This is a genomic window from Streptosporangium sp. NPDC006007 (genome assembly GCF_040614315.1).
In the GTDB taxonomy this organism is placed as follows: domain Bacteria; phylum Actinomycetota; class Actinomycetes; order Streptosporangiales; family Streptosporangiaceae; genus Streptosporangium.
Genome location: NZ_JBEXUG010000025.1, coordinates 1 through 21,337, shown reverse-complemented (window position 1 = coordinate 21,337; position 21,337 = coordinate 1). Strand labels below are relative to the sequence as shown.

The window sequence follows — 21,337 nt, the reverse complement described above, 5'->3', positions numbered from 1 at the left end:
CTCGGATCATGTTGCGGCTGTATGACACCCGGCACCGCCAGATCGAACCGGTCGTCCCCCCGGGGGCCCGATCAATGCGGATGTACACCTGCGGGCCGGCCGTCCACCGCCGCGCGCACGTGGGCGACCTCCGCTCCTACCTGCTCTCCGACCTGATCAGGCGGGTCTGCGAGCGGAACCGGATCCGGGTGGTCGTCTGCCGGAACATCACCGACGCCGAGCACCTGGTGGACGACGCCGAGATCGCCCCGGGGGGCGAGGACGAGATCCCGGCCCTGGCGCGGGCCGGGGGACGGACCGCGCCGGAGATCGCGCGGTCCTACGAGGACGCCTTCCTGGCGGACACCGCCGCGCTGAACATCCGGCCCCCCGAGCACTCCCCCAGGACGACCGAGACGATCGGCCCGATGGTCGAGATGATCGCCAAGCTGATCTCCAAGGGGCACGCCTACGCCGTCCCCGACGGGCCGGTCTTCTTCGACGCGGCGTCCTTCCCCGGCTACGGCGAGATCTCCGGCAACCGCCTCGACCGGCTGAGGACCGGCCACCGCGCCGAGGGCGCCGACCCGCGCAAGCGCTTCCACGCCGACTGGGCCCTGTGGAGACCCTCGGACCGTGAGACGGCCTGGGAGGCCCCGTGGGGCCGGGGCCTTCCCGGCCGGCACATCGGGTGCTCCGCCATGTCGCTGCGGTTCCTCGGAGAGCGCGTCGACGTGCACACCGGCGGGATCGACCTGCGCTTCCCGCACCACGAGGACGAGCGCGCCCAGTCGGACGCCGCCGCCGGGCACGAGGTGGTCGGGCACTGGGTCCACGGCGAGCACCTGCTCTTCGACGGGCGCACGATGGCCGAGTCCACCGGCGACGTGGTCCTGCTCTCCGACGTGACGGCGGCGGGCCTGGACCCGCTGGCCGTACGGCTGGCCCTGCTGGGGCATCGGCACCGCCGGCGGATGAACCTCACCTGGGACACCCTGCGGGCCGCCGACCAGACCCTGAGGCGCTGGCGTTCCCGGGTCGCGGGGTGGGCGGAGTCGCCGAGCCGCCCGATGCCGGTGGAGCGGGTCTCCCGGATCGAGGCCGCCTTCGACGACGACCTCGACACCCCGCTGGCCCTGCGCCTGCTGCGCGAGCTGGAGCTCGACGACTCGGCCACGCCGGGCTCCCGCTTCGAGGCGTTCCTCCATCTGGACCACATCCTCGGCCTGGACCTCTCGGCCGACATCGGCAGATCCAGCAGCCTCCCACCGGGCGCCGCCGAGCTGCTCGAACAGCGCCTGCGGGCGCGCGAGGCCGGGGACTGGGCCGCCTCCGACCGTCTCCGCGACGGACTGGCCGGCCTCGGGGTGCGGGTCGCGGACACCCCCGAGGGCCAGACCTGGTCGGACCTGCGGGACTGAGGGGGCCCGGGGACGGCGTACTCGTGGGCCTGAAAGGGGCCTTTTGGCGTCAAGGTACTGCCAAACTTGTTCAAACACGCGGTATGGGAGGTGTTTGTGAAGTTCCAGCCGTATGCCTGGATGCCTCGCCCGCTCAGGTGGCTCTCACGGGCGCTGACCGTTCTGGTGATACTCGGGCTGGCCCTCGCCGGGGCCGGCGTATGGGCCGTGCGCGCGTCCTTTCCCCAGCTCTCCGGTGAGCTCAAGGCGGAAGGCTTAATGGGAAGAGTCACTGTTTACCGCGATAAAACCGGCATTCCGCATATCTATGCGGACTCCCCCGAGGACCTGTTCCTCGCCCAGGGCTACGTCCACGCCCAGGACCGCTTCTTCGAGATGGACTTCCGCCGGCACGTGACGGCGGGACGGCTGTCGGAGATGTTCGGCCCCTCGACGCTCGTCGAGGACAAGGTCGTCCGGACCCTCGGCTGGCGGAGGGTCGCCGAGCGGGAGCTGCCGATGCTCTCCGAGCAGACCCGGCGCTACCTGGACTCCTACGCCAAGGGCGTGAACTCCTGGCTGGAGGAGCACCGGGGCTCGATCGGCAAGAGCCTGGAGTACGGACTGCTCAAATTCACCGACTCCGGCTACCAGCCCGAGCCGTGGACCCCCGCGGACTCCGTCTCCTGGCTCAAGGCCATGGCCTGGGACCTGCGCTCCAACCTGTCGGACGAGATCGGCCGCGCGCTCGCGGCGAGCAGGCTGCCCCGCGATCGGGTCGAGCAACTCTGGCCCGGCTATCCCTTCGAGACCCACCGGCCGATCGTCACCCGGGGGTCGGTGACCGAGCACGGATTCAACCAGGACGAGGAACCGCACAAGGACGCCCCACCACCGGATCCGGCACCGCCGGACCCGGCCGCGCTGACCCGGGCCTCCGAGGCCATCCGGGCCGTTCCCAGCCTGATGGGCGACCCCGGGGGCGGCAGCGGCATCGGCTCGAACTCCTGGGTCGTCGACGGCCGGCACACCACCTCCGGCAAACCGCTGCTGGCCAACGACCCGCACCTGTCGGCCGCCCTGCCCTCGATCTGGTACCAGGCCGGGCTGCACTGCCGTGCCAGGAGTGCCGCGTGCCCGTTCGACGTGACCGGGTTCACCTTCGCCGGCCTGCCCGGCGTCGTCATCGGTCACAACGACCGCATCTCCTGGGGCTTCACCAACCTCGGCCCGGACGTCGCCGACCTGTATCTGGAGCGGGTGAAGGACGACTCCTACCTGTTCATGGGCGAGTGGAAACCGCTCACCACCAGGGTCGAGACGATCCAGGTGGCCGGGGGTGACCCGGTGCTGCTCAGGGTCCGCGACACCATGCACGGGCCGATCATCTCCGACGTCATGCCGGGCGCGAGGAACACGCTGCCGGGGGCGGCCACGATCTTCAAGGAGCGGGCGGACGCGGTCGCGCTCAAGTGGACGGCCCTGGAACCGAGCCGGACCGCCGACGCGATCTTCGAGCTCAACGCCGCACGCGACTGGCCGGAGTTCCGGGCCGCGGCGAGCAGGTTCGACGTCCCGTCGCAGAACCTCGTCTACGCCGACGTCCAGGGCAACATCGGCTACCAGGCGCCGGGCCGGATCCCGGTGCGGACCCAGGGCGACGGCACCTGGCCGGTGCCCGGCTGGACCGGGGAGTACGGCTGGCAGTCCGTCGTTCCCTTCAACGACCTGCCCAGCGTCTACAACCCGTCCGAGGGATACATCGTGACCGCCAACAACGCGGTCGTCGACCCCGGACGCTACCCCCACATGATCACCAAGGACTGGTCGTACGGCTACCGCTCCCAGCGCATCCTGGACCGCCTCAAAGCCGAGCTGAAGAAGGGCAAGGTGGACGTCGCGACCATGAGCAGGGTGCAGCAGGACACGCACAACGGCTTCGCCGAGTTCCTGACGCCCAGGCTGACGGCCCTGAAGGTGACCGGCGGCGCCAGGGAGGCGCTGGATCTGCTGGCCGGCTGGGACGGCTCCCAGGACGCCGGCTCGGGCGCGGCGATGTACTTCAACGCCGTCTGGCGGAACCTGCTCGTCGAGACCTTCAACGACGACCTGCCGGCCGGTGCCCTGCCGACCGGCGGCGACCGCTGGTTCGAGGTGGTCCGCGTCATGCTCGACAAGGAGGACGACCCGTTCTGGGACGACACGCGGACCCCGCGGGCGGAGACCCGCGACGACATGCTCCGGCGTGCCATGGCGCTGGCCTACGACGAGCTGACCGCCCGTCTCGGCCCCGACGTGAAGAGCTGGCGCTGGGGTGACCTGCACACCCTCAGGCTCACCAGCCAGACGTTCGGCGCCTCGGGGATCGGCCCGGTCGAGTGGCTGTTCAACCGGGGCCCGTTCCCGGTGCCCGGAAACGACGACGCGGTGAACGCCGCCGGCTGGAACGTCCAGGAGGGCTACTCGGTGGACTGGCTGCCGTCCATGCGGATGATCGTGGACCTGGCCGACCTGGACAGGTCCCGGTGGATCAACCTGACCGGCGCGTCCGGCCACGCCTTCCACGACAACTACTGGGACCAGGCGTCGCTCTGGGCGAGCGGGAAGACCATCCCCATGCTCTCGGGCGAGGAGGCCGTCAGGAAGGCGGCCGTCCACATCCTGACCCTCACCCCCTGACCCCCGAACCCCTCCCGTTCCCGCGCGGGGACCTCCCGCGGAGCCACCAGGGCGATCTGCGGACGTAGTTCCCGTCCTCCAGGTTCGCGAGCCGCTCGAAGAGGTTCCAGGACGCCTGGTCGCCGCAGACCAGCACCGAGACGGCCATCGCCACGAGATAGAGCGGGAGCATCGGCAGGCCGGCGCAGAACATGTACTGGGAGGCGTGCCGGTCCTCGTGCCTGAGCAGGCCGCCGCTGAGATAGCCCTCCTCCCACCTGGTCAGCACCACGTTGCCGACGGTGAACGCCCCGGCAGGCGGGAACGGGACGCGGTAGCCGTACGCCAGGATCAGCCCGCCGGGCCCCGGCTTCGTCCGGGCCCGGCCGAGACGTGCCACCAGCAACCCCAGCGGCGTCGACAGGTTCAGGTAGTTGAGTGTCCGGCGTATCCGATGCGACCGCTGCATACCGGGATTGTCCGCCATCGGATCGGGCCGCGACAGGCCCGTACGGGCTTACCTCGGATCGGCCGGGCGTGAGCCGTACGGGGGCCGGCGCAGGAGCCAGGAGCCACCGCCCGAGGCGGGCGTGAGCAGGACGGCCGCCAGGATCGCGGCCAGACCGCCGTAGAGGTAGAGGTAGCCGGCCAGGTTGTTGGCGATCACCACGTCGCCCTCCGGCCGGCCGCCCAGGAAGAGCATTGTGACCACCAGCCAGGCCGCCGCGGGCACCAGCGCCGCCGCTCTGCCGCGCATCGCCCGCCCGGCGCCGGAGCAGACGGCGAACAGCACCAGGACGCAGCCGCCGGCCGAGACCGGGACGGGCCAGACGTACCACGAGTGCTGGAACGCCCCGACGACCCCCATCACGAGGCCGAGCATGACGAGCACGGCGTACACAGCCGCGGTGATCACGCCCTCCGAGGGCCGCTCCACCTCCTGGGCCTGCTCCGTCACAACCATCGAGGCTAGTCGATCCCGGCGAAGAGATCGTCTTCAAGCTTGTACGGCTCGCCGAGCCCTCCCACCTCGATCGCCACTGACGGACCGGTCGCCCCCGCCGTCCCCGCGCGCAGGATGAAGTGCTCCACCCCGAGCGCCTCCTGACCGACGTTGTTGGAGAGCGCGAACCAGGGCGCGTCCACGCTGATCTGGGTGGCGTGCGCCCGCATCGCGTCGAGTTTCCGACCGACCTGGGCGCGGGCGTCGATCTCGGTGGTGACCTCCTCGTCCGCGCAGCCGAACGGCAGGTCGTCGACGGTGTCCTCAGTGAGGAACGGCAGGTCGGCCTCGCGCATCGCCTCGGCGACCCGGCGCAGCACCGATCTGGCCATCGCGGTGAAGTAGAACTTGGCGATCCGCCACGGCTCACCCTCGCCGAACGCCGGGTCGGCGGCCAGTTCGAAGGCCCGCCAGGAGACGCGGTACGCCTGGATGTGGTCGGGATGGCCGTAGAAGCCGTTCTCGTCATAGGTGACGAGCACCTGGGGCCGTACCTCACGGATGACCTTGACCAGCTCCGCCGCGGCCTCGTCCAGATCGGCCTGCCAGAAGGCGTCGGCGCGGTGGTTGGAGGCGACGCCCATCATGCCGGAGTCGCGCCAGCGGCCGGGTCCGCCGAGAAAGCGGTGGTCGGTGACGCCGAGGGCCGCGCAGGCCGCGGCGAGCTCGCCGACGCGGTGCCCGCCCAGGGTGTCCTCCCGGTCGGCCGCCAGGTGGGCCAGCTCGGGCGGGATGACCTCGCCCTCCTCACCGAGCGTGCAGGTGACCAGCGTGACCTGGGCACCCTCGGCGGCGTACCTGGCCATGGTGGCCCCGCTGCCGATCGTCTCGTCGTCGGGGTGGGCGTGCACGAGCAGCAGACGGCGGTCATTCATGCCTCCGAGGGTAACCGCCTGGTGTAGAGGGTGATGCGAACCGCCCCGGATATCCGGGTCTGACCAGTTTTACGGAAGTCCCGCTTGAGCTCCCTCAGCCGGGGATCCTCCAGCCACTCGGTACCCAGGACACGCCGCGAGACCAGCCACACCCGGTCGGCCCCCGGCCCCGGCGGGCCCAGCCTGTCGTACGGCTCGCCGTACACCGCGACGAACAGCCGGAAGCGCTCGGGCATGTAGAGCACGGCGTCGCCCGGCCGCTCCCGGACGCTCAGCTCCGCCGCCAGGGCGCGGAGGTCGTCGGGACGGGCGGACGGCCCGCGGACGGCGAGGTGGGCGGTGGCGGAGAGGGCCACCAGGGCGGCGAGGACCGCCCAGCGGAGCGGGGCGCGGCGGAGCGCGACCAGGCCCGCCCCCGCCAGCAGCGCGACGGCCGGCAGCACGAACATGACGTAGCGCGCGTTGTAGACCGGATACACCTGGGAGATCAGGAAGGAGAGCGCCACCGGGAGGAGCAGCCAGGGCACCGCCACCATCGTCACCGTCACCGTCACCGGAGACGGTGCCCCCGCCACCGTCCTCGTCCCCGCCTCCGCCACCGCCTCCGTCCGGGACCGCCGGCCGTACCAGGCCCCGAGCAGGGCCAAGGCGGCGAGCAGGGCCAGGAGGAGCGCGGGCAGGGGCGTGGCCCGCCACGGCTGCCCGCCCCCCACCATCTCCACGCCGAACCCCGCCAGGTCGCCGAGGCCCGGCACCTTCAGCCAGAAGAGCTGCTCGTCGCGCTGCCCGGAGGCGACGACCGCGAGCGGCGCGAGCAGCAGCCCGGCCCCGGCCACCGAGACGGACCACGGGACGATCTCCCCACGCCCGCGCCCGCGGGCGACGATGACGGCGTGCGCGGGCAGCAGGAGCAGCGCGTAGAGGTGGAGCCAGCCGAGGAGGGCCACCAGCAGGCCGTACCCGGCATAGCGTGACCGGCGCTCACCGAGCAGGACCCAGGTGGCCGCGACCGCCACCGCGCTGACCAGGGCGTAGCTCCGCGCCTCCTGCCCGTAGCGGCTGACCATGGGCAGTACCGCGTAGACCAGCCCGGCGAACAGCCCCGCCTCAGCCCCCGCCTCCGGCCTCGCCTCCGTCCCCGCCTCAGCCCCCGTCCGGGGCGCCGCCGCCCTGCGCCCGATGGCCGCGACACCGAACGCGGCGGCGGCGACCGCGAGCGCCGAGGGCAGCCGGGCCGCGAACTCCCCGTCGAAGGCGGCGAACGGCCGCAGCAGGAGGTAGTACAGCGCGTGAACGGCGTCGATGTGATGGAGCAGTTCCCATAGTTCGCCGAGCGGCATGGTCGCCGCCATGACGCTCACCGACTCGTCCCGCCAGAAGGAGGGGACGTCGATTCTCCAGAGCGCGATCGCGAACGCCAGTATGGCGGGTATCGCAGGAGAGCGAAGAGTTCGCGTGGTAAGCGTCACTCGTCCAAGTTTCTTGGAAGATCAGGCCCTTTGGGGCATCATCAGGAAACCGCGATACAGTTGGAACTGGCAAGATGACTCACATGAGTGAGAGTTTTCCTCGTCTCCACGCCAGAACCCGCCGATTCACCCTTGGCGTTCCGCGTGGATTCACCATCGCCCCGGACGGCGCACGCATCGTCTTCCTGAGGACGAAAGGCGGTTCCGACCCGGTCACCTGCCTGTGGGAGTTCGACGTCGCAAGCGGCACCGAGCGGCTGATCGCCGACCCGCGTGCCATGGCCGTCGATGATGAGGACCTGCCTCCCGAGGAACGGGCACGCCGCGAACGCAGCCGCGAGCAGGCCGGGGGCATCGTCGCCTACAGCACCGACGCCGCGGTGACCACCGCGGTGTTCGCGCTCTCCGGCGGACTGTACGTCGCCGACCTGAAGACCCGGCGGGTACGCCGGCTGAAAACCCCCGGGGCGGTGATCGACCCGAGGGTCTCCCCGAACGGTGTCCACGTGGGCTACGTGGCGGGCGGCGCCTTCCACGTCCAGGACCTGGAGGACGAGGTCGACCACACGCTGGCCCGCCCCGAGTCGCCCGGGGTGACGTACGGCCTGGCCGAGTTCATCGCCGCCGAGGAGATGGACCGGATGCGGGGCTACTGGTGGTCCCCGTCGGGCGACGCGGTACTGGTCGAACGGGCCGACGAGTCCCCGGTGGAGAAGTGGCACATCGCCGACCCGGCCAACCCGGCCAGGCCCGCCACCGAGCAGCGTTACCCCGCGGCCGGTACGGCGAACGCCACGGTCGAGCTGTTCGTGCTGACCCTTAGCGGTGCCCGCGTCCCCGTCCCCTTCGACGACGAATACCTGGTCACCGCCTCCTGGGACACCCACGGCCTGTCGATCGTCACCCTGACCCGCGATCAGAAGACCATGCGCCTGCTCGCCGTCGACCCGGACACGGGCACCTCAACCGTGGTCCGCGAGGACACCGACCCCGCGTGGGTCGACATCGTCGTCGGCGTCCCCGGTCACCTGTCCGACGGCAGCCTGGTCTGGGTCGCCGCCGACGGCGGCGGTCACCGCCTGATCATCGGCGACGAGCCCGTCACGCCGCCCTCCCTCCAGGTCCGCGAGATCCTGGACGTCGACGGCGACGCCGTGCTGTTCCGCGCCAGCGGGGAGCCCACCGAGATCGCCCTGTGGGCTTACCGGGACGGCGGCATCACGCTGGTCAGCCCGGCCGAGAGCGGCGTCTACAACGGCCACACGGCGGGCGGCACCCTCGTGGTCACCGGCCAGACCCTCGGCGACGAGGGGGCGGTGACACGTGTCCTCCACCACGGCAAGCCCGTCGGCCACATCGTCTCCCACGCCGAACGGCCCGGCCTGGACCTGCGGGTCTCCCTGATCCGCACCGGCAAGCGCGACCTGGCCACCGCCGTGCTCCTCCCGTCGGGGCACGTGCCGGGCTCGGCGAGGCTGCCGGTCCTCCTGGACCCCTACGGCGGGCCGCACGCCCAGCGCGTCCTGGCCGCCTCGGGCGCCTTCCTGACCAGTCAGTGGTTCGCCGACCAGGGCTTCGCGGTGGTCGTGGCCGACGGCCGGGGCACCCCGGGGCGGGGGCCGGAGTTCGAGCGGAGCGTCCTGCACGACCTGGCCACACCCGTTCTGGAGGACCAGGTGGACGCCCTGCAGGGCGCCGCCGCGCAGTTCCCCGACGACCTGGACCTGTCCCGGGTCGGCATCCGGGGCTGGTCCTTCGGCGGTTTCCTGGCGGCCCTGGCCGTACTGCGCCGTCCGGACGTCTTCCACGCGGCCATCGCCGGAGCCCCGGTGACCGACTGGCGCCTGTACGACACCTGCTACACCGAGCGTTACCTCGGCCACCCGGACGAGGGGCACTACGACTCGCCGTCCCTGCTCGCCGACGCCGAGAAGCTGGACCGCCCGCTCATGCTGATCCACGGACTGGCCGACGACAACGTGGTCGCCGCCCACACTCTGCGCCTGTCCTCAGCGCTGCTGGCCGCGGGCCGCCCGCACACCGTCCTGCCGCTCTCCGGCGTCACCCACATGACCCCCCAGGAGGTCGTGGCGGAGAACCTGCTGCTGCTTCAGGTCGACTTCCTGAAGAGAGCCCTCGCCTGATCCGGAGAGCTCCCCTCCGAACCAGGAGATTTCCCACCTGAACCATCTGAATCGGCGAGGGGGCGGTACCGCCCCTTTCGACGTGGTGGGCCGGGGACGCGTGTCCCCGGCCCAGCGGGCGGAAAGGGTCTTTCCGAGGTCCTCTCCTAGCCGGACCGCCCCCAGCCCTCGGCGGGCTTCCTCACGACCTTGCCGACCTTGCCGTCGAGGCCGGCGGCCTCCCTGCCGTCGTTGGGGACGTCGGAGTCGTCGGGGTCGTCGGCCCGGTCGACGCGGCCGGCGTCCTTTCTGCCGGTGTCCCCGCTCCTGCCGCCGTTCTTGCCGCCGCCCCTGCCCGCGTCCCTGCCTCCGCCCCTGCCACTGCCGGTCGCGCTCTCACTGTCGTTCCGCGACTTCCCGCCGTTCGAGCCGGGCTGCCTCACCCCGTCCGACCCACCGGGCTGCTTCCCGCCGTTCGAGCCGGGCTGCTTCACGGCGTTCGACCCGCCGGGCTGCTTCGCGCCCGGCTGCCGCGCCTCGGGCGTGGGAGACGGTGCGGGCGACGAGGTGACGCCGGGACGCGGCTTTCCCGCCGACGGCACCTTGTCCGCGGGCGGCACCCTGTCCACGGTGGTCACCGGATGCGAACCGGCGACACCTGAGGTCGTGCGGGCCCACGGTCCGCAGGCCGAGGCCATGGCGGCACCCGGGCCGGACAGGACGGCGGGGACGACGAAGGCGGCGGCGGCCAGGAACCTGCCCAGCACCACACGCCGCCCGGCGCCCACGCCGCCCACGACGGGCTCGTTCGATTCGGATGACACGAGGTGGCACCCCTTTCACTGTTGTGACTACACGCGTTCGGCCGACCACTGTCAGCGATGGATCATCGTAGCCCTCCACGGCCGTTCCGAGCCGTAGGCGGGCTCCTCACCTTCGCCGGGGCGTCAGAACTCCGCCCTCGGGCCTCCGGCCGTCACGCCCCCCGGTCGCCACACGTACCGGACATCGGGCTCATGCTCCGTCGCGGCCGAGCCCACCGGTCCACTCGGCCGCGACGGAGCCGCGCCGTTCCCCCGAACCGGCCGACCGGTGCGAGGTCAGCCGGCCGTGCCGTGCCAGCTGCTCCACAGGGCGGCGTAGGAGCCCGCGGCCGTGACGAGTTCGTGGTGGGAGCCGAGTTCACTGATCCGGCCGTCCTCGATCACCGCGACCCGGTCGGCGTCGTGGGCCGTGTGGAGCCGGTGGGCGATGGCGATCACCGTGCGGCCCTCCAGGACGGCGGCCAGCGAGCGCTCCAGGGACCGGGCGGCCCTGGGGTCGAGGAGTGAGGTGGCCTCGTCGAGGACCAGGGTGTGCGGGTCGGCCAGGACCAGCCGGGCGAGGGCGAGCTGCTGCGCCTGGGCGGGCGAGACCGGTTCGCCCCCGGAGCCGACGGACGTCTCCAGTCCGGCGGGCAGGGCGGCGATCCACTCCCAGGCGTCCACGGCCTCCAGCGCGGCCCTGATCTCGGACTCCCCGGCCTCCGGGCGGGCGATCAGCACGTTGTCGCGCAGTGTGCCGCGGAACACGTGGTGCTCCTGGGTCACCAGAGCCACCTGGCCGCGCAGGTCGTCCAGCGGGAGCGCGACCAGCGGGGCGCCGCCGACCGTGACCGAGCCGGCGCGCGGCCCGTGGATACCGGCGAGCAGGCGGCCCAGCGTGGACTTGCCCGCGCCCGACGGGCCGACCATGGCCAGCCGCTCCCCCGGCTCGACCAGCAGGTCGATGCCGTGCAGCACGTCGTGGCCCTCGCGATAGGCGTAGCGGACGCCGGTGGCCAGCAGTTCCCTCCCCTCGGGGACGTCCGGACCGGTCTCACGGTCGTCGGGCACCTCGGCGACGCCCAGCAGCCGGGCCATGGAGGCCCCGCCCACCTGGAGCTCGTCGATCCACATCAGCAGCCGGTCGAGCGGGTCGATGAGCTGCTGGACGTAGAGCGTGGCCGCGGTGACCTGGGCCAGTGAGACCCAGCCCTGGGCGTAGAACAGGCCGCCGGCGACCAGCGTGGCCACGATCGGGATGACGTAGCCGAGCTCGACCGCCGGGAACCAGAGCGTGCGCAGCCCGAGGGTGTAGCGTTCGGCGGCCCACGACTCGGCGATGTCGGCGTCCGTACGGCGGTGCCGCCGCTCCTGCAGGCCCAGCGCCTCCACGGCGCGGGCGCCGTTGACCGTCTCGGTCAGGCCGTCGGTCATGTCCGCGTAGGCGGCGCTCTCCCGCAGGTAACCGTCCCGGGCCCGCTTGAGGTACCACCGGGTGGAGATCCACAGGATCGGTACGGCCAGCAGCGAGGGCAGTACGAGCAGCGGCCCGGTCAGCAGCAGCGCGCCGAGGGTGATCACACAGGTGACCAGGGCGATCATGGTCTCCGGTACGGCGTGCCGTACGGTGCGCGACAGCGAGTCCACGTCGCGGGAGGTCCGGCTGATCAGGTCGCCCGATCCGGCGCGCTCGACGGTGGACAGCGGCAGGCCGAGCACCCGGACGACGAACTCCTGGCGCAGCTCGGCGAGGACCTTCTCCCCGAGCCTGGAGGAGGCGTAGACGGCGAACCTGACCAGCACCCCCTGCAGGACCAGGAAACCGGCGATGCCCAGGGCGACCGCGGTGACGTCGGCCCCGCTGCCGTCCTGGACGCTCTGGACCAGCCGGCCGAGCAGCCACGGCACGGCCAGCCCGGCGACGGCGGCCAGGGCGTGCAGGCCCAGCGCCACCGTCAGCGCCCCGGGATACTTCAGGGTGAGTCCGCGGGCGTACGCCCGTACCTGCGCCCGGTCGGCGACCGGGAGGATCTGCCTGCTCATGCGCTCTCCTCGCCCCGTACCCCGCAACCGGCGGCGGCGGGCGCGCCGGGTCCGGCCGCCCGCCCGTCGGCGAGATCCTCTCCCCTGGTGACGACGGCCCGGTAGGCCGGGTTGACGGCCAGCAGGTCCCGGTGTGTTCCCTGGGCGCGCACGAGGCCGTCCTCCACGTAGATCACCTGGTCGGTGCGGTCGAGCACCAGCGGGCTGGTCGTGCAGACCAGCGTGGTCCGGCCGGCGCGGGCCTTGGCCAGCCGGCCGGCGATGCGGGCCTCGCTGTGGGCGTCCACCGCGCTGGTCGGCTCGATGAGGATGAGCACCTCGGGGTCGGCGGTCAGCGCCCTGGCCAGCCGTAGCCGCTGCCGCTGGCCGCCGGAGAACTCCTGGCCCGACTCGGCGACGCGCCCGTCGAGGCCGCCGGGGAGCGCCTCGGCGATGTCCTCGGCGCACGCGGCGCGCAGCGCGGCGGCGATCTCGGCGTCGGAGGCGCGGCCGGTGACGTCCAGCTCGTCCCTGAGCGCACCGGCGAACAGCCTGGCGTCGTTGTCGGCGACCAGGATCCGGCTGCGGACCTCAGCGATCGGCAGGGTGCTCAGCGGCACGTCGCCGAAGTCCACGTCGCCGTCGGCGTAGCCGCCGAGCCGGTCGGCGATCGCGACCGCCTCCTCCGGGACGGCCGCCACGACGGCGGTGAACACGCCGGGGCGGACCCCGGCACCCGAGGCCACATCGCGGAGCAGGCCGCCGGCCGAATGGCCGGTGCCACCGGTCACCTCCGGCTCCAGCTGGAGGATGCGCACCACCCGGCGGGCGGCCACGTGTCCCTTGGTCAGCTTGTCGGCCGCCTCGGTGAGCGTCCGCAGGGGGGCGATCAGGAAGACCGCGTAGCCGTAGAAGGCGACGAGCTGGCCGGCGGTGATCTCACCCCGGATCGCGAAGGTCGCGCCCAGCCAGGTCACCCCGGCGATCAGCAGGCCGGGCAGCAGGATCTGCGCGCCCTCCAGCACCGACTCCACGGCCGCCACCCGCACGCCGGCGTGCCGTACCCGCTGGGACTCGCCGGTGTAGCGGTCGGCGAAGACCTGCTCACCGCCGATGCCGCGCAGCACGCGCAGACCGGCGACGATGTCGGCGGCGCGGGTGGACAGCTCGCCCTGCAGGTCGCGGTGGGCGTGCTGGCGCCGGTGCAGCGGCTTGAGCAGGGGGCCGACCGCGGCGGCCATGATCGGCACGCCGATCAGCACGGTCAGGCCCAGTGGCGTCGAGGTCCTGATGAGGATGACGGTGACCGCGCCGATGGCGACGATCGCGCCGACGCCCCGGAGCAGGATGTCCACCGCGTGGCCGATGTGGGCGATGTCGGAGTTGCCGACGCTGACCACCTCGCCGGTGGACATCCGCTTGGGCAGCGTCGCGCCCAGCCTGGTCGCCTGCCTGACGGTGACCTGGACCGTCCGGTAGGCGGCGCTCAGCCAGTTGTAGACGGCCATCCGGTGCCGCAGGATACCGGCGACCGCCTGCACGGCGCCGAGGCCGGACAGCGCCGCGGCCCAGGTGAGCAGGGCGGGCACGTCCTTGGCGGTGATCGCGTCGATGCCCTTGCCCATCACGGCCGGCACAAGCGCCATCGTGAGCCACCACAGGGTGGCGTAGCCGATGCCGATGAGCAGGTAGCCCCTCTGCCTGCGGGCCACCCAGATCAGGTATCGGGCCGGGCTGCGGGCGTCAGGAGTGCCGGGATCGCCGACAGGTAGGGAGCGCATAGCCCCTCCAGGCTGACAAAACCCAGCCTTACCTGGCAAACCGTTTTCTGACCTTGAGACGCCGCCTGCACGCGAAGGCGTCAATTTAGGTTGACAGATCTGTCGCGTCAACCTAAATTGACACACATGAGCGATACGGCACAGCTGGCCTCCGACGCCGGCAGCCGCGATCCGGCCGTCGGCCTGCGGGCCGTACGGGCGCTGCGGATGCTGGTCGATCGACTGGAGGCCCTTCAGGTGGAGAACGCCAGGGAGCAGGGGTGGTCCTGGCAGGAGATCGCCCACTGCCTGGAGGTGACCCGGCAGGCGGTTCACAAGAAGTACGCGGGCGGCCGGGGCCTGTTGAGACGGGAGAAGTGATCATGTTCGAACGGTTCCACCGGGACGCCCGCCAGGCGGTGATCCTCGCCCAGGAGAACGCCCGGCGGCTGCGTCACCGCTCCGTGGGCACCGAGCACCTCCTGCTCGGCCTGCTCCAGCAGCCCGGCACCCTGTCGGCCCGCGTGCTGGGCCGGCACGGTCTTGACCACGACCGGGCCTACCGGGCCGTCGTCCGGCTCGTCCCCCGCAGACCCGGGGACGCGCTCGACGCCGACGCCCTCGAATCCATCGGCATCGACCTGTCGGCCATCCGGGAGAAGGTCGAGGCCGCCTTCGGCCCCGGCGCCCTGGACCGCGAACCCGTGACGACCCGGCGGGGCCTGCTCAGCGGTCGCCACACACCCTTCGACCCCCGGGCGAAGAAGACCCTGGAACTGTCCCTGCGCGAGGCAATGCACCTGCGGCACAAACACATCGCCGACGGGCACATCCTGCTCGGCCTCCTCCGCGGGGGCGGCGGCCTGGCCTGCCGCGTCATCGCCGACGCGGACATCGACCCGGCGAGCCTCCGCCAGGAGATCGTCACCGAACTCCCCTGAGGACCACGCCCCGACCGCGCCCTGACCACACCTCCGAGAAGACGCAAACGCCCACGTCAGTCCGCGAGGGGGGAGGCGGGGTCCCAGCGGGACTTGCGGGTGAGAACGCTGACGGTCCGGCCCTCCCCGCAGGTGAGGGGGCCGCCGGAATCCGGGTGACCGAGCCGGGTGGCGAGTTCACGGACGTGGAGATCGACGGTGGATTCGAGGAGGTCGGCCAGAACGCCGGTGGTGTCGCGAGCCTTGATCTGGGCGGTGACACCGACGATCACACCGATGAGGGCCGCCGGCCACCACCAGATGGTCAGGAGCAGGTAGAGCAGGGCCCAGCCCATGAGACGCGCGGAGGCGGAGTAGGCGTCGCGGGCGGCGGCGATCTCGGTCCGGGTGGAATCCGGAACGAGGAGCCACAGCCTGGGCCACACCGCGTCGAGGTCGAGCCCGTAGGCGTGTTCGACCCGGATCCTGCAGGCACGGAGCCGGTCGCCCACCCAGGTGGGCCGATCCGCTTCGACGAGGCAGACGCGATCGGCTCGATCGATGGCCGCGAGTATCCGGTCCGGCGTGGCGCCGGGGTCGTCGGCCTCGCTCTTGGCCCGCCGCGAGCGTCCTCTCCGCCACTGAGCGACCCAGCTGGCGGGCGGCCGTCCGCCCGGCAGGGTCCAGACATGTGAGACGAGCCTGCCGAGGGTCGCCGAGGCCAGTCCGACGGCGACCGAGCCGGCCAGCACCGCGACGACGATGAGCATCGCTCCGCCGGCCGACTGCAGGCTGGGGTTCCTCGCCCACTGGTCGATCCGCCTGCTCAGCAGGCCCATGTCGAGAGCGTGTCCCCATCCCAGCGTGTGGGCGGCCGTCGCCACGGCCATGTACAGAAACCCGGGAAGAGCCAGAAGCGTCGCCCAGCGCTCGGCGAGCTTCTTCCCGATCTCGCCGAGGAATCCGTTCACCGGGTCAGGGGTTTCGCCGTCATCGGCTCCCCGCCGACCCCGCAGACCGGGGTGGGCCGCCCCGCCATCACCCGGCCACGACCGGCGCAGCGGTCTCGCGGGCAGCTCCACCACTGCGCCCCGGCCGAGCCGGACATGCCGGGCAGCGGCGAATAGCCCCGTGTCGCGGAGGGGAAGAGACCGTGCCCGGTGGAGTCCTCCACCATGGAACTCAGCACGTCGAGATCGGCTTCGAATTCCCGGTCCATCCGGCCTGATTCGAGTGCCGCTCTCACTCGAAGGTAGACCGGCTCCTTGCCCTCCTCCCGCGCCAGGAGCAGCAGGGTCTCGTCCCCGAGTTCGCGGCAGAAGCCCGAGATCTTGACGCGGATGTCGGCCTCCACGGGGGCCCTCCTTGTGGGTCGTCGGAAGCACCAAGTATGACCTTGAGGTGGCGGACGGAGCGGAGGAGGACCACCGCGGCTCCCGACCATGCCCCAAACGGTCGCGAGAGTAGTGGAACGCTCATTCCACCGCTCTGGCCCAGTTCAATTCGTAACCCGCCTCCCGAAGTCGCGTCACCGTCTGTTCGAGGTCGTCCTTCCGAAACTCTCGCCACACCTGGAGAAGGGCCGCGAACGGCGCTAGGAGGTCCACATTTTCGTATTTGTTAGAAATGCCCCATTTTATGACAACCTCCGACTCTCCAGTGTGGTCCGGGGCACTGAGCCCGGCACCAAACGGGTGCCAGTGGAGGGTGTGCCCGTCGAGTCGCGCATCGAGGATCACCATCGCGGTCGCGAAGGGCGCCCCCGACAGCTCGAACGCCGTTCGCATGTCGGAGTCCTCCCACACGGCGATGATCCGCGTGGCCACCAGCACCGACGGCAGCAGCCCGAGGTCGGCCACGGCCGAGGCCGCGTCGGCGCCGCGGTAGAAACGCCGGCACACCATATACCCGAGATAGGGGACGTCCAGATCCTCGGCCAGCAGGTGAAGCTGCGGAGGTGGAGCGGCACCGCCTGCCCGGATGTACGCTTCACTGGCCTCCAACAGAATATGGGGTAATTCATTTGCTATATCCGGCATACTCTAAGTATTGCCGAACCATCGGTGGAACGATCAGTTTATGAGGAAAAGGTGGGCGGCGGCCGTCCAGTCCAGGTTGGCTGACGAGGGTAGTCCGTACGGTTTGCTGGATTCGGCGGCACCACTGGAGGCGGCCGAACTCTTCGCCCATACGACAGACGCCGGGGACGTCCTGGAAACCTGTCACCTCGTCGGGCTACTGCACTGGAAGCGGGCCATGGCCCTCACGGACGAGCGCAATCGGCGCGAACTCCTGACCGCCGTCCCGCTGCTCTACGTGGTCCATGAGTTCCGATCCGGGCTGCCACTGCCCGAACCGCTGCTGCACAGCTTCTCCGAGCCCACCGGAACGCCGGATGATCGCGACGCGATCTGGCGGCTCCTCCTCACGGCGCTCGACTCATGGGTGATCGACGGAGGGGACCCACACAATCTGCGGATGGCAGTCGCCGCTGGACGCAATGCCGTGAGAGACACCCCCCGCCCGCATCCCCTGCGCGCGAGACGTCTGACCTTTCTCTGCGGCGCCCAGCAGTTCCTCTTCGAGCACTCCGGGGACATGGCCACTCTGAAAGAGGCCGTCGAGGCCGGGAGATCCGCGGCGGCGGAGGCATACGCCGACGACCCGGACAGGGGGATGTACCTGTCCACCCTGGCCAACGGTCTGCGGGTCCTCTTCGAGCGCACGGGCGAGCCGGAGCCGCTCAGGGAGTCCGTCGACACCGCCAGGCTCGCGGTGCGGGCTACGGCCCCGGGTCACGACCAGCGCGTCGTTCCCCTCTCCGCCCTGAGCCTCTCGCTCGGGCTGCTGTACGGCCTCACGGACGACGCGGCGCTGCTGGAGGAGGCCATCAAGGTGAGCGCGGCGGCCGAGGCGCACGCTCAGGGCGGCTCGGCGCCCCTGTCCGTCCTGACCAACCACAGCAGCATGCTGCGTCACCGATTCGAGCGCACCGGCGACCAGTCCGTTCTCAACCAGGCGATCGCCGTCGCACGCAGGGCGGTCGACGGGGCACCTTCCGGTACCTCCCGGTGGGGATGCCTGCACAATCTCGGCAGTCTCCTGCAGGCCCAGTTCGAGCACACCGGGGACCTGTCCGCACTCGACGAGGCCATCGACCTCGAACGCGCGGTGATCGGCGCCCTCCCGAAGGGCCATACCGACGCTCCGTTGTATCAGTCGACTCTCGTCGGAGAGCTCAAATCGCGCTTCCAGCTGACCGGTGACATCGCCCTGTTGCGCGAAGCGGCCTCCTGGGGCCGTGCCGCGGTGGAGGCGACGCCGCACGACCACCCCAACCGGGCCATGTACCTGTCCAACCTCGCCCTCGTACTGCGCGTCGAGGGCGAGTACACCGACGATCCCCGCGTCCTGGGCCAGTCGGTCGAGGTCAACCGGCTGGCGGTGGCCTCGGCCCGAGGCCGCCTCCGGGCCGGGGTACTGACGAATCTGGGCGCCTCGCTGAACAGGTACTTCGAGCGCACCGGTGACCCGGCCGCACTGGAGGAGGCGATCACCTCAGGACGGGCCGCCGTGGCCGCGAGCGACGCCGACGATCCGGTGAGGTCGCGCTGCGAGTTCAACCTCGCCCAGTCGCTGGCGGAGCGCGGACTGGCGAGCGGTGACGATCGACCGATGGAGGAGGCGATCGAGCTTCTGGAATCCGCCGCCTCCCGGGACAGCGCCAGGACGGCGGTCCGGGTGGAGGCCGCGAGGGAGTGGGGCAGGATCGCGATGCGCCTGGGCCGGGCGGAGCACGCGACGCGCGGTTTCGCCGTCGCCGTCGAATTGCTGCCGCGCCTCGCCGCCCGCGGTCTCCTCCGGGCCGACGCGGCACGATGGATGGCCGTGTACTCACAGCTCGTCGGAGACGCCGCGGCCTGCGCGCTGAACGCCGGCCGGGCCGACCGAGCCGTCGAGTTGCTCGAAATGGGCCGGGGGGTGCTGCTCGCCCAGGCCCTGGAGTCCCGCGTCGACCTCGCCGACCTGCGAGAACAGGATCCCACGCTGGCGACCCGGTTCACGTACCTGTGTGTGTGCCTCGACGCCGAGGAGACCGGAGAACCGTCGGACGGCGAACCGGACCGGCGCCGTGAGCTGGCCGAGAAACTGGCGAGGCTGGTCGCCTACATCCGGACGCTGCCCGGGCTGAGCAGGTTCCTGCTGCTTCCCGACGCGGCACAGCTCGCCGCCGAGGCGCACGAAGGCCCGATCATCATGATCAATGTCAGCCGGTACCGGTGTGACGCGCTCATCCTGACCACCGGCGGTGTGCGGGTGCAGGAGCTTCCCGCACTGAACATAACGACCGTTCACACCCGGCTCACCGCCATGCGCGACGCCCTCGACCGGACGTACCTTCTCGGGCTCGGCGAACGGCGGAAGGCCGAGCGCGTGATGCACGAGACGCTGGCCTGGCTGTGGGACACCGTCACCGGGCCGGTCCTCGAACGGCTCGGGATGACCGGCTCCGTGGAGGGCGACCAGAGCCACGGGCGCGTCTGGTGGGTGCCCTGCGGTCCGCTGGCGTACTTTCCGCTGCACGCGGCCGGCCACCATCTCGAAGAGCCGTCCCCGGGCCGCCGTACCGTGATGGACCTGGTCGTGTCCTCCTACAGCCCGACCGTACGGGCACTGAGCCACTCCCGGCTACGGCGAGCGGCGTGGAGAGGGACACGTCCCCCGCGCGCGTTGGTGATCGCCATGCCGCGCACCCCCGGCGCCTCGGACCTGCCCGGGGCCGAGCGGGAGTTCGAGAAGCTCACCGGGCTCTTTCCGGCCGTGACCGGACTGATCGGGGAGGACGCCACCCACGACGCCGTCCTCTCCCGCCTACCGGCCGGCACCTGGGCGCACTTCGCCTGTCACGCCGTCGGCGATCTCACGGATCCGTCCAACAGCCATCTCCTGGTCCACGACCACGCCGACAGGCCGCTCAGGGTCATGGATGTGTCCCGGCTGCGCCTGGAGAACTCGGAGTTCGCCTACCTCTCGGCCTGTGGCACGGCCGTCACCTCGCCCCACCTGCCGGACGAGTCCATCCACGTCGTCACGGCCTTCCAGCTTGCTGGATACCCGCACGTGGTCGGGACCCTCTGGGAGATCGACGACACCGTGGCCGCGGAGATCGCCGAACACGTCTATGAGTATCTCGCGTCGAGCGGGTTCGACGCCGGACAGGCGGGGGCCGGTGTGCACCGGGCGACACGGTCGATCCGCGACCGCCACCCCCGTCTACCGAGCCTGTGGGCCGCGCACATCTATACGGGCGCGTGACGAAGGAGGCCCGTGCCCCGGCCGCGGCAGGAGAACTCCGCGCCCTGACGGCGGGTAACCGGCCGGGCCGATCGTCCCGGCCTCGGCGTCCCGCCGATCGCCCTCGTCCCACCGATCATCCTCCCCAGGGCCCGGCCACCACGGGGATGGCCGAGCCCTGGGGCGACGGGACCTACTTGGACACCCTGAGGTAGTCGCGGTTCATCTGGGCGATGGCGTCCAGCGGGATGCCCTCGCGGCAGTCGTGATCGAAGGCGACCGGCTCGTCACCCTCCAGGATGAGACGCTCGTTGAGCACGTCGAGCATCTCCAGGAAGGACATGTCGGGCGACACGTCCTTCCCACGCCCGTGGGGGTGAACCGGAGCAGCATGAGATCCCGAATCACGAGCCGCCCGGGGGTGGAGGGGACATCCCGGGGCGGCGGTTCGTTACTCGTCGCGTTTCCGGGTGCTGCCTGCCAGGAGTGCGAGGACTTCTGCTCTGCGGTAGCGGCGGTGTCCGCCGAGGGTGCGGATGCTGGTGAGTCGGCCCGCCTTCGCCCAGCGGGTGACGGTCTTGGGGTCGACACGGAACAGGGTCGCGACCTCGGTCGGGGTGAGCAGCGCCTCGAACCGGGGCGGGAGAGCGGGGAAGGGGGTGATGAGGGCGGAGCCGTCACCACCGATGACCTTGATGCCTTTCACGGGGGGATCTCTCCTGGGGGGGTTGGGGGGGTGTGGGCGGGCGTGGTCGGGGAGTTCGGCGTGTACGGCGAGCGTGGCGGGGTGTTTGGGGGTGCACCGGCCGGGCCGTGGGTGCGGTCCGGCCGGTGCGGGCGGCCCTCTTCCCCCTCCGGGAGAGGGCCGCGCTGGGGTGCGGCCCTCTCCCCTTCCGAGAGGGGGCCGCGAGGTGCGGCCCGGGTCCCCTCCGGCCCGGGTCGCACGGCGAGGGACGCGACGGCGCGCTACGGGGGGCTGCGCGCCGGCGCGGGCGGGGTTAGGGCGCGGCCCGGGGGGGGTGGGGGGGGT

Annotated in this window: 17 protein-coding genes and 1 pseudogene; 6 read left to right on the top strand and 12 right to left on the bottom strand. The window is 71.6% G+C overall.

Annotated features, from left to right (window positions below):
• Positions 1-8: 8 nt before the first annotated feature.
• Both ABZ194_RS19805 and ABZ194_RS19800 read left to right on the top strand, forming a co-directional pair.
• A complete protein-coding gene (locus tag ABZ194_RS19805; RefSeq protein ID WP_355598194.1) occupies positions 9-1,400 on the top strand; it encodes a cysteine--tRNA ligase in 1,392 nt (463 codons plus the stop codon).
• Between the two features lie 120 nt (positions 1,401-1,520).
• Positions 1,521-4,058: a penicillin acylase family protein gene (locus tag ABZ194_RS19800; RefSeq protein ID WP_355598319.1), complete on the top strand. Its 2,538-nt coding sequence runs from the start codon at positions 1,521-1,523 to the stop codon at positions 4,056-4,058.
• Here ABZ194_RS19800 and ABZ194_RS19795 read toward each other — a convergent pair.
• Genes ABZ194_RS19795 through ABZ194_RS19780 form a run of 4 tightly spaced genes read right to left on the bottom strand, consistent with a single transcriptional unit; the run spans position 4,048 to position 7,384 of the window.
• Positions 4,048-4,506, bottom strand: a complete 459-nt coding sequence (locus tag ABZ194_RS19795; protein ID WP_355598192.1) for a hypothetical protein — start codon at positions 4,504-4,506, stop codon at positions 4,048-4,050. The genes ABZ194_RS19800 and ABZ194_RS19795 overlap by 11 nt on opposite strands.
• A gap of 48 nt (positions 4,507-4,554) precedes the next feature.
• Complete coding sequence (locus tag ABZ194_RS19790) at positions 4,555-5,001, bottom strand: DUF6113 family protein (protein WP_355598190.1); 447 nt, start codon at positions 4,999-5,001, stop codon at positions 4,555-4,557.
• Positions 5,002-5,006: 5 nt separating this feature from the next.
• Positions 5,007-5,915: an N-acetyl-1-D-myo-inositol-2-amino-2-deoxy-alpha-D-glucopyranoside deacetylase gene (gene mshB, locus ABZ194_RS19785; protein ID WP_355598188.1), complete on the bottom strand. Its 909-nt coding sequence runs from the start codon at positions 5,913-5,915 to the stop codon at positions 5,007-5,009.
• Entirely contained in the window at positions 5,912-7,384 is a 1,473-nt protein-coding gene (locus ABZ194_RS19780) for a hypothetical protein (RefSeq protein ID WP_355598186.1), read from the bottom strand. Before ABZ194_RS19780 ends, mshB begins: the two co-directional genes overlap by 4 nt.
• Before the next feature lie 83 nt (positions 7,385-7,467).
• On the opposite strand from ABZ194_RS19780, the gene ABZ194_RS19775 reads away from it, so the two are divergent.
• A complete protein-coding gene (locus tag ABZ194_RS19775) occupies positions 7,468-9,528 on the top strand; it encodes a prolyl oligopeptidase family serine peptidase (protein WP_355598184.1) in 2,061 nt (686 codons plus the stop codon).
• A gap of 146 nt (positions 9,529-9,674) precedes the next feature.
• Here the strand turns inward: ABZ194_RS19775 and ABZ194_RS19770 are convergent, their stop codons facing one another.
• The 3 genes from ABZ194_RS19770 to ABZ194_RS19760 form a co-directional block, all read right to left on the bottom strand.
• Positions 9,675-10,331: a hypothetical protein gene (locus tag ABZ194_RS19770; protein WP_355598182.1), complete on the bottom strand. Its 657-nt coding sequence runs from the start codon at positions 10,329-10,331 to the stop codon at positions 9,675-9,677.
• A 276-nt stretch (positions 10,332-10,607) separates the two neighbouring features.
• Entirely contained in the window at positions 10,608-12,353 is a 1,746-nt protein-coding gene (locus tag ABZ194_RS19765; RefSeq protein WP_355598180.1) for an ABC transporter ATP-binding protein, read from the bottom strand.
• A complete protein-coding gene (locus tag ABZ194_RS19760; protein ID WP_355598178.1) occupies positions 12,350-14,113 on the bottom strand; it encodes an ABC transporter ATP-binding protein in 1,764 nt (587 codons plus the stop codon). Before ABZ194_RS19760 ends, ABZ194_RS19765 begins: the two co-directional genes overlap by 4 nt.
• Before the next feature lie 126 nt (positions 14,114-14,239).
• On the opposite strand from ABZ194_RS19760, the gene ABZ194_RS19755 reads away from it, so the two are divergent.
• A complete protein-coding gene (locus ABZ194_RS19755; protein ID WP_271220101.1) occupies positions 14,240-14,473 on the top strand; it encodes an RNA polymerase subunit sigma-70 in 234 nt (77 codons plus the stop codon).
• A 2-nt stretch (positions 14,474-14,475) separates the two neighbouring features.
• A complete protein-coding gene (locus ABZ194_RS19750; RefSeq protein ID WP_355598175.1) occupies positions 14,476-15,033 on the top strand; it encodes a Clp protease N-terminal domain-containing protein in 558 nt (185 codons plus the stop codon).
• A gap of 56 nt (positions 15,034-15,089) precedes the next feature.
• Here ABZ194_RS19750 and ABZ194_RS19745 read toward each other — a convergent pair whose 3' ends face one another.
• From ABZ194_RS19745 to ABZ194_RS19735, 3 genes are all read right to left on the bottom strand, one after another.
• A complete protein-coding gene (locus ABZ194_RS19745) occupies positions 15,090-15,983 on the bottom strand; it encodes a hypothetical protein (RefSeq protein WP_355598173.1) in 894 nt (297 codons plus the stop codon).
• Positions 15,980-16,366, bottom strand: a complete 387-nt coding sequence (locus ABZ194_RS19740) for a hypothetical protein (RefSeq protein ID WP_355598171.1) — start codon at positions 16,364-16,366, stop codon at positions 15,980-15,982. The genes ABZ194_RS19745 and ABZ194_RS19740 overlap by 4 nt, the downstream gene beginning before the upstream one ends.
• A 121-nt stretch (positions 16,367-16,487) precedes the next feature.
• Positions 16,488-17,051: a hypothetical protein gene (locus tag ABZ194_RS19735; protein ID WP_355598169.1), complete on the bottom strand. Its 564-nt coding sequence runs from the start codon at positions 17,049-17,051 to the stop codon at positions 16,488-16,490.
• Positions 17,052-17,154: 103 nt separating this feature from the next.
• On the opposite strand from ABZ194_RS19735, the gene ABZ194_RS19730 reads away from it, so the two are divergent.
• The gene (locus tag ABZ194_RS19730; RefSeq protein ID WP_355598167.1) at positions 17,155-20,328 is read left to right on the top strand and encodes a CHAT domain-containing protein; all 3,174 of its coding nucleotides are present in this window, start codon (positions 17,155-17,157) and stop codon (positions 20,326-20,328) included.
• A 226-nt stretch (positions 20,329-20,554) separates the two neighbouring features.
• Here the strand turns inward: ABZ194_RS19730 and ABZ194_RS19725 are convergent.
• Both ABZ194_RS19725 and ABZ194_RS19720 read right to left on the bottom strand, forming a co-directional pair.
• Positions 20,555-20,665: pseudogene (locus tag ABZ194_RS19725) on the bottom strand (succinate dehydrogenase/fumarate reductase iron-sulfur subunit); the annotation flags it as partial.
• Positions 20,666-20,758: 93 nt separating this feature from the next.
• The gene (locus ABZ194_RS19720) at positions 20,759-20,932 is read right to left on the bottom strand and encodes a BldC family transcriptional regulator (RefSeq protein WP_355598317.1); all 174 of its coding nucleotides are present in this window, start codon (positions 20,930-20,932) and stop codon (positions 20,759-20,761) included.
• Positions 20,933-21,337: the final 405 nt, after the last annotated feature.

What these genes read in the sequence shown, in the direction of transcription:
- ABZ194_RS19805 (WP_355598194.1), top strand. Translation starts at nt 9, where the DNA reads ATGTTGCGGCTGTATGACACCCGGCACCGCCAGATCGAACCGGTCGTC.
- ABZ194_RS19800 (WP_355598319.1), top strand. Translation starts at nt 1,521, where the DNA reads ATGCCTCGCCCGCTCAGGTGGCTCTCACGGGCGCTGACCGTTCTGGTG.
- ABZ194_RS19795 (WP_355598192.1), bottom strand. Translation starts at nt 4,506, where the DNA reads ATGCAGCGGTCGCATCGGATACGCCGGACACTCAACTACCTGAACCTG.
- ABZ194_RS19790 (WP_355598190.1), bottom strand. Translation starts at nt 5,001, where the DNA reads ATGGTTGTGACGGAGCAGGCCCAGGAGGTGGAGCGGCCCTCGGAGGGC.
- mshB (WP_355598188.1), bottom strand. Translation starts at nt 5,915, where the DNA reads ATGAATGACCGCCGTCTGCTGCTCGTGCACGCCCACCCCGACGACGAG.
- ABZ194_RS19775 (WP_355598184.1), top strand. Translation starts at nt 7,468, where the DNA reads ATGAGTGAGAGTTTTCCTCGTCTCCACGCCAGAACCCGCCGATTCACC.
- ABZ194_RS19765 (WP_355598180.1), bottom strand. Translation starts at nt 12,353, where the DNA reads ATGAGCAGGCAGATCCTCCCGGTCGCCGACCGGGCGCAGGTACGGGCG.
- ABZ194_RS19760 (WP_355598178.1), bottom strand. Translation starts at nt 14,113, where the DNA reads ATGCGCTCCCTACCTGTCGGCGATCCCGGCACTCCTGACGCCCGCAGC.
- ABZ194_RS19755 (WP_271220101.1), top strand. Translation starts at nt 14,240, where the DNA reads ATGAGCGATACGGCACAGCTGGCCTCCGACGCCGGCAGCCGCGATCCG.
- ABZ194_RS19750 (WP_355598175.1), top strand. Translation starts at nt 14,476, where the DNA reads ATGTTCGAACGGTTCCACCGGGACGCCCGCCAGGCGGTGATCCTCGCC.
- ABZ194_RS19735 (WP_355598169.1), bottom strand. Translation starts at nt 17,051, where the DNA reads ATGCCGGATATAGCAAATGAATTACCCCATATTCTGTTGGAGGCCAGT.